Source organism: Xylophilus rhododendri (assembly GCF_009906855.1).
In the GTDB taxonomy this organism is placed as follows: domain Bacteria; phylum Pseudomonadota; class Gammaproteobacteria; order Burkholderiales; family Burkholderiaceae_C; genus Xylophilus; species Xylophilus rhododendri.
Genome location: NZ_CP047650.1, coordinates 2,923,773 through 2,939,177 on the forward strand (window position 1 = coordinate 2,923,773; position 15,405 = coordinate 2,939,177).

At 71.2% G+C, this 15,405-nt stretch carries 11 protein-coding genes; 7 read left to right on the forward strand and 4 right to left on the reverse strand.

What is annotated here, in order from left to right:
• Nucleotides 1–2 precede the first annotated feature (2 nt).
• The 7 genes from GT347_RS13440 to minE all read left to right on the forward strand — a co-directional run bounded on the left by GT347_RS13440 (nucleotide 3) and on the right by minE (nucleotide 10,220).
• Nucleotides 3–815, forward strand: coding sequence for an ABC transporter ATP-binding protein (locus tag GT347_RS13440; protein ID WP_160552522.1), 813 nt, complete (start codon nucleotides 3–5; stop codon nucleotides 813–815).
• 5 nt (nucleotides 816–820) lie between these two features.
• Nucleotides 821–2,077, forward strand: a complete 1,257-nt coding sequence (locus tag GT347_RS13445; protein WP_160555344.1) for a phenylacetate--CoA ligase family protein — start codon at nucleotides 821–823, stop codon at nucleotides 2,075–2,077.
• A 127-nt stretch (nucleotides 2,078–2,204) separates the two neighbouring features.
• Nucleotides 2,205–2,777, forward strand: a complete 573-nt coding sequence (locus GT347_RS13450) for a hypothetical protein (RefSeq protein WP_229722871.1) — start codon at nucleotides 2,205–2,207, stop codon at nucleotides 2,775–2,777.
• Nucleotides 2,778–2,952: 175 nt separating this feature from the next.
• Complete coding sequence (locus GT347_RS27845) at nucleotides 2,953–8,262, forward strand: diguanylate cyclase (RefSeq protein WP_160552526.1); 5,310 nt, start codon at nucleotides 2,953–2,955, stop codon at nucleotides 8,260–8,262.
• A gap of 68 nt (nucleotides 8,263–8,330) precedes the next feature.
• Complete coding sequence (gene minC, locus GT347_RS13460) at nucleotides 8,331–9,056, forward strand: septum site-determining protein MinC (RefSeq protein WP_160552528.1); 726 nt, start codon at nucleotides 8,331–8,333, stop codon at nucleotides 9,054–9,056.
• A gap of 70 nt (nucleotides 9,057–9,126) precedes the next feature.
• On the forward strand, nucleotides 9,127–9,939 hold the full coding sequence (minD, locus tag GT347_RS13465) for a septum site-determining protein MinD (RefSeq protein WP_160552530.1): 813 nt from the start codon (nucleotides 9,127–9,129) through the stop codon (nucleotides 9,937–9,939).
• Nucleotides 9,940–9,944: 5 nt separating this feature from the next.
• Nucleotides 9,945–10,220, forward strand: a complete 276-nt coding sequence (gene minE, locus GT347_RS13470; protein ID WP_160552532.1) for a cell division topological specificity factor MinE — start codon at nucleotides 9,945–9,947, stop codon at nucleotides 10,218–10,220.
• A 61-nt stretch (nucleotides 10,221–10,281) separates the two neighbouring features.
• Here the strand turns inward: minE and GT347_RS13475 are convergent, their stop codons facing one another.
• The 4 genes from GT347_RS13475 to GT347_RS13490 all read right to left on the reverse strand — a co-directional run bounded on the left by GT347_RS13475 (nucleotide 10,282) and on the right by GT347_RS13490 (nucleotide 15,394).
• Nucleotides 10,282–11,754, reverse strand: coding sequence for a DUF1501 domain-containing protein (locus GT347_RS13475; RefSeq protein WP_229722296.1), 1,473 nt, complete (start codon nucleotides 11,752–11,754; stop codon nucleotides 10,282–10,284).
• Nucleotides 11,751–13,697: a DUF1800 domain-containing protein gene (locus GT347_RS13480; RefSeq protein WP_160552534.1), complete on the reverse strand. Its 1,947-nt coding sequence runs from the start codon at nucleotides 13,695–13,697 to the stop codon at nucleotides 11,751–11,753. The genes GT347_RS13475 and GT347_RS13480 overlap by 4 nt, the downstream gene beginning before the upstream one ends.
• Before the next feature lie 122 nt (nucleotides 13,698–13,819).
• The gene (gene pyrF, locus GT347_RS13485; protein WP_160552536.1) at nucleotides 13,820–14,644 is read right to left on the reverse strand and encodes an orotidine-5'-phosphate decarboxylase; all 825 of its coding nucleotides are present in this window, start codon (nucleotides 14,642–14,644) and stop codon (nucleotides 13,820–13,822) included.
• A gap of 9 nt (nucleotides 14,645–14,653) precedes the next feature.
• Complete coding sequence (locus GT347_RS13490; protein WP_229722297.1) at nucleotides 14,654–15,394, reverse strand: uracil-DNA glycosylase family protein; 741 nt, start codon at nucleotides 15,392–15,394, stop codon at nucleotides 14,654–14,656.
• Nucleotides 15,395–15,405: the final 11 nt, after the last annotated feature.

The following is a 15,405-nucleotide window of genomic DNA, read 5'->3' on the forward strand; positions in this document are numbered from 1 at the left end:
ACATGAGTGAAGCCACCGCGCCGCTGCTCGAAGTCAACGGCATCGAGGTCATCTACAACCATGTGATCCTGGTCCTCAAGGGTGTCTCGCTGACGGTGCCCGAAGGCGGCATCGTCGCCCTGCTCGGCGGCAACGGCGCGGGCAAGACGACCACGCTGCGGGCCGTCAGCAACCTGCTGGCGGGCGAGCGCGGCGAGGTGAGCAAGGGGCAGATCCGGCTGCGCGGCGAACGCATCGAAAGGCTCAGCCCTTCGGCCCTGGTGCAGCGCGGCGTGGTGCAGGTGATGGAGGGGCGGCACTGCTTCGCCCACCTCTCCATCGAGGAGAACCTGCTGGCCGGCGCCTACACCCGCAGCGACCGCGGCGAGGTGGCGGCCAACCTGGAGAAGGTCTACCGCTATTTCCCGCGCCTGAAGACCCGGCGCACCAGCCAGGCCGCCTACACCTCCGGCGGCGAGCAGCAGATGTGCGCCATCGGCCGCGCGCTGATGGCCAGCCCCCGCCTGGTGCTGCTGGACGAACCGTCTATGGGCCTGGCGCCGCAGATCGTCGAGGAGGTGTTCTCCATCGTGAAGGACCTCAACGACAAGGAGGGCGTGACCTTCCTGCTGGCCGAGCAGAACACCGGCATGGCCCTGCGTTTCGCCGACTACGGCTACATCCTGGAGAACGGCCGGGTGGTGATGGACGGCACGGCCGCGTCGCTGGCCGGCAACCAGGACGTGAAGGAGTTCTACCTCGGCATGGGCGATGCCCAGCGCAAGAGCTTCCGCGACGTGAAGAGCTACCGCCGCCGCAAGAGGTGGCTGGCATGAGCGCCGTGGCCGAGTTCTACGACACGCTCGAGACCCGCGCGCCCGAAGCCCGCGAGGCGGCCCTGTTCGCCGCCCTGCCCGCCCAGGTCGCGCTGGCGCAGCGTCACTCGCCGGCCCTGGCCCGCATCCTGGACGGCGTGGAGGCCGCAGCGGTGCGCGACCGCGCCGCGCTGGCCCGCCTGCCGGTCACCCGCAAGTCCGAACTGCTGCAGCTGCAACAGGCCGCGCGCGAGCAGGGCAGCGATGCCTTCGGCGGCTTCGCCACGCAAGGCTGGGGCGCCGGCATGCCGCGTGTCTTCGCCAGCCCCGGCACCTTGTACGAACCCGATGGCGCCCGGCCCGACCACTGGCGCCTGGCGCGCGCCTTCTTCGCCGCCGGCATCCGGCCCGGCCAGCTGCTGCACAACAGCTTCAGCTACCACTTCGTGCCGGCCGGCGCCATGATGGAGAGCGGCGCCCATGCCCTGGGCTGCACCGTCTTTCCCGGCGGCACGGGGCAGACCGAGCAGCAGCTGCAGGCCCTGGCCGAACTGCGCGCCGATGCCTATGTGGGCACGCCGAGTTTCCTGCGCATCCTGCTGGAGAAGGCGGCCGAGCGCGGCACCGCGCTGCCCCATCTGCGGCGTGCGCTGGTCTCCGGCGAGGCCTTTCCGCCCTCCCTGCGCGACTGGGTGGCGGAGCGCGGCGTGCAGGCCTTCCAGTGCTATGCCTCGGCCGACCTGGGCCTGATCGCCTACGAGACCGAGGCCCGCGAGGGCCTGGTGCTGGACGAGGGCGTGATCGTGGAGATCGTGCGCCCCGGCACCGGCGAGCCTGTGGCCGAGGGGGAGGTGGGCGAGGTGGTGGTGAGCAGCTTCAACCCGGTCTATCCGCTGCTGCGTTTCGGCACCGGCGACCTGTCGGCGGTGCTTCCCGGTCATTGCCCCACCGGCCGCAGCAACACCCGCATCCGCGGCTGGCTGGGCCGCGCCGACCAGACCACCAAGGTGCGCGGCATGTTCGTGCATCCGGCCCAGGTCGCGGAGATCGCGCGCCGTGTGCCCGGCCTGGGCCGGCTGCGCCTGGTGGTGTCCGGCGAGATGGCCGACGACCGGCTGCTGCTGCGTGCCGAATGCGATGCGCCCGGCCAGGCCCCACTGGCCGAGCGCCTGGGCGAGGCGGTGCGCGACATCACCCGGTTGCGCGCCGAGGTCGAGCTGTGCGCGACAGGCAGCCTGCCCAACGACGGCAAGGTGATCGAGGACGCGCGCAGCTACCGCTAGCCGGCAGCCGGTTTTCGCAGCCGGCCGTGGCGGCTTCGCAGGACGCATGGCGGGGCTGCGGCGTTTGCAGACACTGGCTCCTTTTTCGCTTCAGGAGCAGGAACCCATGCCAGGTTTGTCCCGTGGAATGGATCAGGACATCGGCCCTTTCGGCATCGCCATGCGGTTGATGGAAGCCTTGCAGCGCGCCAGCGGCGGGCAGGATGCGGTTGCGGCCGCGACCACGCCGGCCCGTGTGCTGCCGACGAATCCGCCAGGCGTGTCGCAGGGCGGCGCCATCGGCGGACCCATGGACATGGTGCTGAAGAAGGAGCTGGCCGAACTGCTGGGCCTGGGGCGCATGCTCCAGGGGCGCAACAGGAGCACGCAAGTCTTCAGCCGGCCCGGCACCACCACCGCCGCGCCCCGCACGACCACCACCACCATGCCGGCCGAGCTGCGCCGGGCGGAGGCGCCGCTGGACGCGCGGTTCCGCGAGGCCAGGCGCTGGCTCTCGCTTCCCCAGACCTCGGTCCTGATGCTGGAAAGAGGCATCCAGCCCGAGGCGGTGTGGACGCATCTCCGACGCCAGGTCGCGGCGGCGCGTGTCCTGCTCCGGTCCCGGATCGGCGGCGGCGAGGCCTTGCTGCCGCTGGTGCCCAGCGCGCACACCCTGTTCTCCGAGGCGTTCCGGGGCGCGGAGTCCGCCGGGCCGGCCTGAGCTGCGTCGGCACCGCCGACAGGACCGCCCTCGGGGGGCCTGTCGGCAGCCGCGCCATGCTTATGGTGCGCCGGCCGTGCCTGTGGCTTCCGCGCCTCGGACGGCCTTCAAGCCGCCATATCATCCGTCGATGGCCATGGCACCGCACCCCGCAGTTATTCCCGAGAGTGCCGTCATGGGTGATCGCCTGGGCCGCTTCGAGGTGCTGGAGGTGCTCTACCGCGGCGAGGCCTCCACCGTGCTGCGCTGCCTGCAGGACGAGCGGCCGCTGGTGGTCAAGTTCCTGCGCAACCAGGCGCTGGCGGTGGGCGACGTGGCGCGGTTCCGGCGCGAATACGAACTCTCGCGCCGGGTGCGCCACAGCCGGGTGGTCAGCGCCGAGACGCTGGGCAGCCACGACGGCGCGCTCTACCTCACCATGCCCGACGACGGCGCCGTCGCCCTGCGCGACCTGCTGCGCCAGGGCCCGCTGCCGCTGGCCGACGCGCTCTTCGTCGCCCTGGCCCTGGCCGACGCGCTGGCCGAGGTGCATGCCCACGACATCCTGCACAAGGACGTGGCGCCGGGCAATGTGGTGATGGACCTGGCGCGCGGCGTGGTCAAGCTGATCGACTTCGGCATCTCCGCCGAGATCTCCAGCGAACGCCCGGCGCTGGCAGCGCCGGCCGAGCTCGAAGGCACGCTGGCCTGCATGGCGCCGGAGCAGACCGGCCGCACCAACGGCGACGTGGATTACCGCTGCGACTTCTACGGCCTGGGCGCCACGCTCTACACCATGCTGGCCGGCAGCGCGCCCTTCACGGTGCAGGACCCGGTGGCGCTGGTGCATGCGCACCTGGCGCTGGCGCCGCCGCCGCTGGCCGAGCTGCGGCCCGATGCGCCGGCGGCGCTGTGCGCGGTGGTCGAGCGCCTGCTGGCCAAGCAGCCCGACGGCCGCTACCAGAGCCACGAGGCCCTGCGCCGCGACCTGGCCTATCTGCAAACCCATTTGGCCTTGCCGGATGCGCTGGCCGGCTGGGAGCCTGCGATGGGCGACCTGCCGCAGCGTTTCCAGCTGCCGGCCTGGCTGTACGGCCGCGAGGCGGAAACCCAGCGTCTGCTCGCCGCCTTCGAGGTGGCGGCCGGCGGGCCGGCCCAGGTGGTGCTGGTGGAGGGGCCTTCGGGCATCGGCAAGACCGCGCTGGTGCACGAGGTGCTGCGCGCCCTGCTGGCGCGGCGCGGCGAGATGATCGAGGGCAAGTTCAACCAGTTCGGCCAGCAGGCGCCCGGGGCGGCCTTCGCCCAGGCGCTGCGCCAGCGGGCGCGCCAGCTGCTGGCGGGCAGCCTGGAGCACCAGCGGCCCTGGCGCGAGGCCCTGGCCGCGCAGCTGGGCGCCAATGCCCATCTGGCGGTGCAGGCGGTGCCCGAGCTGGCCCTGCTGTTCGACGAGCCGCCGCGCGACGTGCCGCCGCTCGGTCCGCAGGAGGCCGAGAACCGTTTCCTGCGCACCTTGTGCAGCTGCTTTTCCGCGCTGTGCAGCGCGCAGCAGCCGCTGGTGGTGTTCATCGACGACCTGCAGTGGGCCGACCGGGTGTCACGCCGCCTGCTGCGCGAGCTGGCGCTGGACGACGGCCTGCGCCATTTGCTGGTGGTGGGCGCCTTCCGCAGCGACGAGGTGGGCGACGAGCATCCGCTGGCCCGCGACATCGAGGGCTGGACCGACGGCGACCGCGCGCCCCTGCGCCTGTCGGTCGGGCCGCTGCAGGTGGCGGACGTGGTGGCGCTGTGCGCCGATACGCTGAGCCGCGCCGCCGACGACGAGGAGCTGGCCGAACTGGCCGCGCTGTGCCACGAGAAGACCGGCGGCAACCCCTTCTTCCTCGGCCGCTTCCTGCAGGACCTGCAGCGCCGCCGCCTGATCTGGCGCGATCCGGACGGCCCGCGCTGGCGCTGGAGCCTGGTGCAGATCGGCCGCGAACGCATCGCCGAGAACGTGGTCGCGCTGATGCTGGAGCAGCTGCGCCGCCTGCCCGAGCTGACCCGCGAACTGCTGACCATCGCCGCCTGCCTGGATGCGCGGTTCCGGCTGCAGACCCTGGCGCAGATCCGCGGCGAAGGCGAGGACGCGGTGCTGCGCGGCCTGGAGCCGGCCCTGGCCAGCGGCGTGCTGGCGCCGACCGACGTGCGCTACAAGTGGGTGGGCGTGCTCGACGCCGCCGAGCGCGCCGGCCTGGAGGTGGAGCTGGCCTTCGCCCACGACCGGGTGCAGGAGGCGGCCTACCTGCTGCTGCCGCCCGAGCGCCGCGCCGCGCTGCACCTGCGCATCGGCCGCATGCTGTGCGCCACCATGGATACGGCCGTGCCGGACTTCGCGGTGGTCAACCACCTCAACCGCGGCGCCACGCTGATCCTGCACGACGCGGACGGCCGGGCCGAACGGGCACGGCTGGCGGCCTGGAACACGCGGCTGTCCTTCCTGGCGCGGGACCGGGCCTCCTTCGACTTGGCGGCCGACCATGCGGCGCGCGCGGTGGCGCTGTCCGGCACGGCGGCCTGGAAGGGCGACCGCGCCGGCGCGCTGGTGCTGCATGCGCACGCCGCCCGCATGGCCGGGCTCACCGGCGACGACGCGGCCATGCAGTCGCTGATCGAGGCGGCGATGGACCAGTCGCTGCAGGCCCACGAACGCGCCCTGCTGCTCGATGTGCGGGTGGAGGCCTCCTACGGCCTGGGCCGGCTCGACGAGACCATCGAACTCGGCCTGCAGGCCCTGGCCCTGCTCGACCTGGCGCTGCCGCAGGTCAATGCGCCGGCCGATGTGCTGCGCCTGGTGGCCGAGGTGCGTGCGGAGGTGGAGGCCCTGGGCATCGCCGCGCTGGAGGACCTGCCCGCCATGCAGGCGCCGCTGCCGCTGCAGCAGCTGGCGGTGATCGCCCGCATGACCGCCGCCGCCTATATCGCCCGACCCGCGCTGCTGCCGCTGCTGACGGTGGTGCAGATCCGCCTGATGCTGGCCCACGGCCATGCGCCGCTGGCGCTCTCGGCCTATACGGTGCTGGGCCTGCTGGTGGCCGAGCTGCTGGGCGAATACCGCTTCGGCTGGATGCTGGGCCGCATGTCGCTGGGCCTGATCGAGCGCCACGGCTGGCAGCCGGTGCAGGCGCATGCGGGCTTCTCCTTCGGCGCCTTCCTGCAGCATTGGGTGGAGCCGCCGCGGCCCACCCTGCCGGCCTGGATCGAGGTGCACCGCAACGGCCTGGAGAACGGCAACCTGCGCCATGCCAGCCTGGCCCTGGTGCTGCACGGCAGCCATGCGCTGCTGGGCGGCATGCCGCTGGCGCAGGTCGAGCCGCTGCTGGCGCGCCACCTGGGCGTGCTGCGCCGCATCCGCCAGCCGGTGGCCCACGACTATGTGCAGGTGCTGCACGAATCGGTGCGGGCGCTGCAGCGGCCCCATCTGCTGTCGCGGCCGTTGGAGCACGACGGCTGGCGGCGCGAGGCCACGCTCGAGGGCTTCGCGGCGCGCAAGGACCAGACCGGCGCGCTCTTCGTGCATGTCTTCGAATGCTGCCTGCTGGCCCTGGCCGGCAGGCATGCGGAGGCGGTGGCGGCGGGCGAATCCGCCGCCGCGCTGTTCTCCGCCGGACGCGGCCTGGGCATGGTGGCCTTCTGCATCTACTTCACCGCCTCGGCCCGGCTGGCGCTGGTGCGCGAAGGCCGGCCGCCCGAGGGCTGGCAGCAGCAGGTGGATGCCGCCCTGGCGCGCTTCGGCCCCTGGCTGGCCGCCAGCCCGCGGCTGCTGCCGCTGCAGCAGCTGCTGATCGCCCAGCGCGCGGCGGTGGCGGGCGAGGACGCCACCATGCGCCAGGCCCTGGACCAGGCCCTGGCGGCGGTGGCCGATCCCGACGAGCTGATGCTGCTGGCCATCGTGCGCCAGCAGCGCGCCCTGCTGCTCGACATGCCGGCCGAGCAGGCCGAGGCGCGTGCCGTGCTGCTGCGCTGGGGCGCGCCGGCGGCCGCGGCGGCGCTGTTCGGCGGCGGCCATGCGCCCACCGTGGCGGCTTCCGCGGCGCGCACGCTGGACCTGGGCGCGCTGATGAAGGCGGTGCAGGCCGTCACCGCGGAAATTGCCTTCGCGCCCCTGCTGCAGCGCCTGCTGCAGGTGCTGCGCGAGAACGCCGGCGCGGTGCGGGTGGCGGTGGTGCTGCGCGGCGGCGAAGGCTGGCTGCTGCAGGCCGACAACGAGGCGCCGCCCGGCGCGCCCTCGCCCGAGGCCCTGGCGCTGGAGCAGGCCGGCGCGCGCCTGCCGCTGGAGATCCTGCGCACCGTGCTGGCCACCGGCCAGCCGGTGCGCACCGACGACGCCCTGTCGGAACACCCCTGGAGCCGCCTCGACTACATCGCCCGCCGCCCGGTGCGTTCCCTGCTGTGCATGCCGCTGCTGCGCCAGGGCGTGGTCAGCGGCGCGCTCTACCTGGAGAACGACGAGGCCATCGGCGCCTTTCCGGCGCAGCGCATCGAGTTCCTGCAGCTGCTGCTGGGCAACCTGGTCAGCGCCCTGGAAAACGCCCGCCTCTATGCCGAGGTGCGCGGCCTGGCCGACTCGCTGGAAGCGCGTGTGGCCGAACGCACCCGCGAGCTGCGCGCCAGCGAGCAGCGCACCCTCGCCATCCTGCACAACATCCCCTTGCCCGTGGTGGTCTCGCGCACCTCCGACGACACCTTCGTCTATGCCAACGAGCGCGCCGCCGCGCTCGCCGGCATGAGCGCCCAGGCCCTGATCGGCCGGCCCCCGCACAGCATGTACCGCAACCCCGCGGAGCGCGACCGCATGATGGCGCTCTTCCAGCGCAACGGCCTGGTGCAGGACTTCGAGGCCAATCTCGTCGATGCGCGCGGCCGCGACTTCTGGGCCCTGATCTCCCTGGTGCCGGTGATGTACGACGGCGAGCCCGGCCGGCTGTCCACCGTGGTCGACATCACCGCCCGCAAGACCGAGGAGCAGGCCCTGCGCCGCGCCGCCGCCACCGACGACCTGACCGGCCTGGCCGGCCGCGGCCACTTCATGCGCATGGCCAGCCAGGAGCTGACCGAGGCGCTGGTGCATGGCCGGCCGATGGCCCTGGTGATGCTGGACGTGGACCACTTCAAGCGCATCAACGACCGCTACGGCCACGCCGCCGGCGACGGCGTGCTGCGCGAGGTGGCCCGGCTGTGCGAGGAGGTCACCCGCGCCCAGGACCTGGCCGGCCGCATCGGCGGCGAGGAGTTCTGCCTGCTCTTGCCCGATGCCGACATCGAGGCGGCCATGACCCTGGCCGAGCGCCTGCGCGCCACCCTGGCGCGCCATCCGCTGGAAGTGGGCGGCGAGACCCTGACCCTGAGCGCCAGCCTGGGTGTGGCCCAGGCAAGGGCGGGCGACTCGATCTCGCTGCTGCTGGCGCGCGCCGACGCGGCCCTGTATGTGGCCAAACGCAGCGGCCGCAACCGGGTCTCCGCCGCCTGAGCGCCGCTGAGCATGGTCCGGGTGCCGGCGGTCCGCTAAACTCGCGCACTTTGACACCGCTTGTCTCCATGGCCGCATCCCCTGGTTCCGCCACCCGCGCCAGTTTCGACCTGAAGAGCGCCACCCTGCCGCTGATCTCGGTGGTGCTGCGCACGGCGGACGCGGCCGCACTGGCGCACGAGGTCGAACGCCGCCTGGCGGAACAGGCCGATTTCTTCGACCACGACCCGGTGCTGATCGACCTGGCCCAGCTGCCCCCCGGCAGCGACATCGACTTCGCCGCCCTGGTGCGCTCGCTGCGCCGCCTGCGGGTGCAGCCGGTGGGTGTGCGCGGCGCGCGTGCCGACCAGCTCGATGCCGCCCGCGCCGCCGGCCTGACCGAAGCGCCCGACATTCCCGCGCCCCGGGCCGCCGCGCCCGCCGCCGCCGTCGCCCCGCCGCCGCCGGCCGTGCCCTCGGCCATGCCGACCATGGTGGTCGAGCGGCCGCTGCGTTCGGGCCAGCAGGTCTATGCACGCAATGCCGACCTGATCGTCATGGCGGCGGTGAGCAACGGCGCCGAGGTCATCGCCGACGGCAATGTGCATGTCTATGCGCCGCTGCGCGGCAAGGCCATCGCGGGTGCGCGCGGCAACACCGCCGCACGCATCTTCGCCACCTGCATGCAGCCGGAGCTGGTCTCCATCGCCGGCATCTACCGCACCGCCGAGACGCCGCTGCCCGAAGGCATCCTGGGCCGCGCGGCCAAGATCAGCCTGGTGGGCGAGAAGCTCGTGATCGAGTCGCTCGAATAGCGCGCGGCGCCGAGCACCCAACATCCCCGAATCCTCCAATTTTTCCGAATTCAACAAGGACAGCAACAACATGGCCAAGATCGTCGTGGTGACTTCCGGCAAGGGCGGCGTGGGCAAGACCACGACCAGCGCCAGCTTCGCCTCGGGCCTCGCGCTGCGCGGCTTCAAGACTGCGGTGATCGACTTCGACGTCGGCCTGCGCAACCTCGACCTGATCATGGGCTGCGAACGCCGCGTGGTGTACGACCTGATCAACGTGATCCAGGGCGAGGCCAATCTCAACCAGGCCCTGATCAAGGACAAGCAGTGCGAGAACCTCTTCGTGCTGGCCGCCTCGCAGACGCGAGACAAGGAGTCGCTCACGCAGGAAGGCGTGGAGCGGGTGCTGAAGGACCTGGGCGACATGGGCTTCGACTACGTGGTCTGCGACTCGCCCGCCGGCATCGAGACCGGCGCGCTGATGGCCATGTACTTCGCCGACGAGGCGCTGGTGGTGACCAACCCCGAAGTCTCCTCGGTGCGCGACTCCGACCGCATCCTGGGCATCCTCGGCAGCAAGACCAAGCGCGCGGTGGAGAGCGCCGAGCCGATCAAGGAACACCTCATCATCACCCGCTACAACCCGCTGCGGGTGGAAGACGGCCAGATGCTGTCGCTGCAGGACATCCAGGACATCCTGCGCATCCCGCTGATGGGCGTGGTGCCCGAGTCCGAAGTGGTGCTGCAGGCCTCCAACCAGGGCACGCCGGCGATCCACATCGAGAACAGCGATGTGTCGGAAGCCTACAAGGACGTGGTGGCGCGTTTCCTGGGCGAAGAGCGCCCGATGCGTTTCGTCGATGCCCAGAAGCCCGGCTTCTTCAAGCGCATCTTCGGGAGGTAACAGCCATGTCCCTGCTTTCCCTCCTGCTCGGAGAGAAGAAGAAGACCGCCAGCGTCGCCAAGGAGCGCCTGCAGATCATCCTGGCGCACGAGCGCACGGGCCTGGGCGGTTCGCGGCCGGACTACCTGCCGGCGCTGCAGCGCGAGCTGGTGGCGGTGATCTCCAAGTACGTCGCCATCGATGCGCGCGACATCAAGGTCAACCTGGAGCGCCAGGACAACTTCGACGTGCTCGACATCAAGATCGAGCTGCCCGAGGCCAGCGCCAAGCCGGCCCTCTGAAAGCCGGCCGCAAAAAAACGCCCGCGGGAGGCGGGCGCGTAACGGCAGGCGCTCGCATCGCCTACGTGGCGTTCATGAACCCCATGTCGCTCGGATAGTCGGGCCGCCCGGCAGCCGTGCCGAAGTTCTTCAGGTTGGGCAGCACGCCGTTGAGGTCCGCCTCGGCCACGCCGAACCAGCGCGCCAGGGTGGCCGCGTACTGGTCCACCGAGGTGCTCGGCAGCAGCCGGCCCTGGCCGATGTGCCACTGGTCTTCCGGCGCGGAGGTGTTGCCGATGCTGACCGGCGGCGCGGTGCCGTAGAAGGCCTGTCCCTTGACGGCGCCGCCCACGATGAAATGGTGGCTGCCCCAGCCGTGGTCCGAGCCGTTGCCGTTGGTCGCCAGGGTGCGGCCGAAGTCGGAGGCGGTGAAGGCGGTGACCTGGCTGGCCACCCCGAGCTCCACCGTGGCGTTGTAGAAGGCCGTCATGGCCGCGCTCACCTTGGTGAGAAGGTCCGGATGCTGGGCGTTGAAGTTGTCGTGCGTATCGAAGCCGCCCAGGGACACCATGAAGACCTGGCGCCGGGCCGGTCCCAGGCCGGCGCGGCCGGCGATCAGCCGGGCCACGATCTTCAGCTGGTCGGCCAGCGTGTTGCCCGATGGAAAGACCGTCTGCACCGCGCTGGTCGTGCCGATCGCGGCGGTGACCACGGTTTCGGAGGCGATCGCGCGGGCAGTCACCCGGGTGTACACGTCTTCCATCAGGTGGGTGCGCGGCTGCTGGATCAGCGTGCCCAGCGCCGCTTGCACGGCGGCCGAGCCATAGAGCGGTTTCTTGACGGCGGCGATGGCGATGGCACCGCTGGTACCCACCTGGTATTGCACCGCCTTCTTGCCGGATACGAACACCAGATTGCCCGCCGCGGAGATGCAGGTGAAGGTGGCGTTGCCGTTGGATGAGAGCACCAGGTCGCCGATGCGGCCGCCCCAGCCGCTGGTGGTGCCTTCGGCCCCCAGCGACTGCCAGACCGAGGCCTGGTCGTTGTGCGACATCAGCTTGGGCGGCAAGGCGTAGGCCTGGCTGTTGTACTGCACGCGCGTCAGCGGCACGACGAGCGGTCCGACGTTGAGCTGTACGGCCGCCTGACCGCTGTTGAACAGGTTCGCCAGCCCTGTCATGGCCGGGTTGAGTGCGTACTGGCGCCCGTCCGGCAGCGGGGTCTTGGGGTTGAGCAGCGTTGCTGCCAGGCTGGCCTTGCTCAGCGCGATGCCGCCGGCATTGCGGATGGCGAAGTACTTGGCATAGCTGGCGTCGTCGTAGGTCACGACGGTGTTGGCGTAGTCGTTGCCGCCGCCGAGGAACACGCAGACCAGCGCCTTGTAGTCCGATGCATCGGCCGCGGCGGCTTCGCCTAGCACGGCCAGGTCGATCGCCAGCGGCAGGGCGCCGCCGGCGAGCGCGAGCTGGCCGGCGCGTTGCAGGAAGCTGCGACGCGAAGTGTCGATGGCACGGGGCTCGCTCGAAATGTCGGGAGTGGGGACGGTTTTCATCATTTCTGCACCAGGTATTCGGGTGAGGACATGACCAGCAGCACGGCCGCGCCGATGCGGTCCAGCTTGGCGCTGGTGCTGCTGCTGTCCGTGAGGGGGATGGCGTTCAGCGCATTCACGATCAGGGTGACGGTGTCCGCGGACAGCTGCCCTGCGGCGAGCAGCAGGTTGAGCCGTGCCACCAGTGCCTGCGCATTGGTGGCCAGCGGCAATTCGTTGGTGTAGCTGGCGGCCAGGTCGAAGCTGTCGGAGGCATCGCTGGTGATCTGTGGCTTGTCTGGCGCGCCGACATATATGCCGTAGCGCACGACGGTCACCATGTAGTTGATGTAGCCGCTGACGGTCGATTCGTTGACGAGCTGGAATTCCGGCGCCACCAGCCCCGCCGTGGCGATGGTGGTGTCGGGCGGAACATAACCGGGCCGGAAGAAATTGAAGATGGAGGGCGCCCGCAGCGGGCTTTGCCCCAGTTGCGTGACCAGGGACTGGTCGTACATTTTCCAGCTGCCGGCGGCCGAATTGAGCCCGAAGGTGCGGCCCCATTGCGCCATGCGCAGCATCGGTTCGCGCAGATGGCCCCAGGTCGGATTGCTCAGGCCGGCGGGGCTGCGCGCCTCGTCGTCCAGCAATACCGCGGCCACGGTGGCCGCCAGATCGCCGCGCACGCCCCGGCCGTTGTTGGCGAATGCCGCCGCCACACGCCCCACATAGGCCGCGCTGGGATTGCTGGTGACCAGCCGCTGGATCAGCTGCCTGCCGATGAAGGGCCCGACGTTGGCATGGTTGGTCAGGGTGTCCAGCGCCGTCTGCCGCGCCGTCTCGGCGTCGGTGCCCGCCGGGATGGTGGTGCCGAGGAAGCTGATCTGCTCCGGGGAGTGCAGGCTGGCGTTCAGTGCCATCGGCAGGCGGGTGAAGGTGGTGGTGGGTGTCTGCAGACCGTTGAACCAGGTCATGACGTTGGCGGTCCAGTTGTAGTCGTAGCCGGTGAAGACCCGCGCCAGGTTGGAGACGTCGCTCTGCGTGTAGCTGTCCAGCGGCACGCCACCCGAGACGACCGGTGTGCCGTCCGCATTGAGCTGGACCAGGCCGATGGTCATCAGCTGCATGACCTCCCGGGCGAAGTTCTCGTCGGGCTGCCGGCCGTTGGCGTCGGCCTTCTGGCTGCCGCGGGTGTTGAGGTACATGCCCATGGCCAGGTGCAGCGAGACCTTGTCCAGCAGGGCTCGGAAGGTGCCCAGCGAGTAGCTCGACAGCATGTCGAACCAGTTGGCCATGATGTAGGTGAGCCAGAAGTAGTCGATGCCGTTGGCCGATACCGAGAAGATCTCCGACAGCGCCAGCGTGACGCGTTTGCGCACCATGTCCTTGGAATTGATGATCTGGTACCAGACCGCGAAGTCGAACTGGTAGGGCGTGAAATCGAAGATGTTGCTGTCCAGCACGCCATAGCCGTGCTGGCCCAGCCAGGTCCAGGCGTTGTTGGCCGGCACCACGTCGAACTGCTGCGCCAGGTAGCCGGCATAGCCGAGCGAGCGCACCAGGGCGATGTCGCCGTCGGAGGCATGGAACTGGCATTGCTGCAGGAACCTGGAAGCCTCCTGGTCGGTGGCCGGGACCATGTAGGCGCGGGTCTGCCCCAGCGGCCCCGCGGAGCCGCCGGCATAGCTGGTCTTGGCGATGGCGGCCAAGCCGGCGGCGGGTATCGGCGTGGCCGCCAGGCTGCGCAGGGCGGGATCGCTGCTGCTGGCGGAGACGGAGGCGGCCGGGTCGTCTCCGCCGCCGCCGCCGCCGCCGCAGGCTTCCAGCGCGGCCGCGGCGATCGCCGCGGGAGTCAGCCAGGCCGTGGAGGGCCGGGTCGCGGGCTCGGGCCCTGAATCGTGTTCAACGTTGGGAACATCGCTATTTGCCAGCGATGTCGATGGGTCGGGATGAAGGGTGGTGGTCATGCCTCCATCGTCGATCCAAGTGAGCATTCACTCAATATCCAGATGATCGAAATTCAAGCATCGTTTGGCGAGATGTGGCCCGAAATGGCCCTGGCGCCATTTCGCCGCTTGTGGCTGGCGCCTTATGCGCGGCCGGCCTGCAGCTGCGCGCGTGTGGCCAGGGCGGCGGTGCGCGCCGCTTCGGCGAAGTCGGCGCCGGAGGAGGCGTAGAGGATGGCGCGCGAGGAGTTCACGACGACCTGCCCGCCCTCGCGCCAGCCGGCCCTGACGGTGGCGGCCGCGTCGCCGCCCTGCGCACCCACGCCGGGGATCAGCAAGGGCAGCGTGGGCGCCAGCGAACGCACCCGTTCGATCTCCGCCGGATAGGTCGCGCCTACCACCAGGCCGAGCTGGCCGTTGCGGTTCCAGTCGCCCTGGGCCAGTTCGGCGATGCGTTCGTAGAGCATGGGCTGGCCCGGCAGGCCGTGCAGGCGCTGGGCCTGGAAGTCGTCGCCGCCCGGATTGGAGGTGCGGCACAGCAGGAAGGCCCCTTTGCCCGGCCGGCGCAGATAGGGCTCGACCGAATCGAAGCCCATGAAGGGCGACAGGGTCACCGCATCGGCGCCGTAGCGGTCGAAGGCCTCGCGGGCGTACTGCTCGGCGGTGGAGCCGATGTCGCCGCGCTTGGCGTCCAGGATGACGGGCACGCCCGGCGCCACCCGCTGCAGGGTGTTGACCAGGCGTTCGAGCTGGTCTTCGGCGCGGTGGGCGGCGAAGTAGGCGATCTGCGGCTTGAAGGCGATGGCGATGTCGGCGGTGGCTTCGGCGATCGCGGCGCAGAAGTCGTGGATGCGGCCGGCGTCGTTCTTCCAGGCGCCGGGGAAACGCGAGGGTTCGGGGTCCAGGCCGACGCAGAGCATCGAGCCGTTTTTGCGCTCGGCGTCGCGCAGCTGGTCGAGAAATGTCATCGGCCGATTTTACGGACGCTCGCCGCGCACCACGGCCAGGGCCCGGCAGATGTCTTCCCAGGCGCGCGCCTTGTCGTCCTGCGCGCGCAGCAAATAGGCCGGTTCGTAGCTGGCGATCAGCGGGAAACCGTCCACCGGATGCACCGCGCCGCGCAGCCGGCCCAGCGGATCGCCGCGGCCCAGCGCGGCTTGGGCGGACAGCCGGCCCAGCGCCAGCACCACGGCGGGCCGGTGCGCCTGCAGTGCCTGGGCCAGGCCCTCGGACAGGTCGATGCCCGGCTCGCCCTCACGTCCCACGGCCGCCGCCCAGACCCGGGCGCCACGGTGCAGGCCGGCGGCGCGCAGCATGGCGGCCAGGAGTTTTCCGGCGTCGCCGGCACCGGGGTCGGCGGTGGGACTGTCCACCAGCAGCAGCCAGACGGGTGCCTGCGGGTCTTCCCCCTCGGGTGTGGACATGGCCTGCCAGTCGCCGCGCAGAACCGCAGCCGGCACGGCTGCGGGCCGGACGGCGGGGGCGGGGCCGGCGGCCGGCGGGGTGTGCCGTGCGGCGGCTGGTGCCGGCGTTTCGGCGACGGGCGCGGCGGTGCGGACCGGCGGCGCAGGCGGTGGCGGCGCTGCCAGGGGCGGGGCCGCCGGAGCGGCCGCGGCAGCAGGGGCCGGGACACGCGGCATCCAGACCTGCACCCCCATCTCGCGCAGCATGGCGCGCTGGCGGTCGTCGAGCAGCAGGGAGTAGGGCGTATCGGTCACCGGCCGATTAT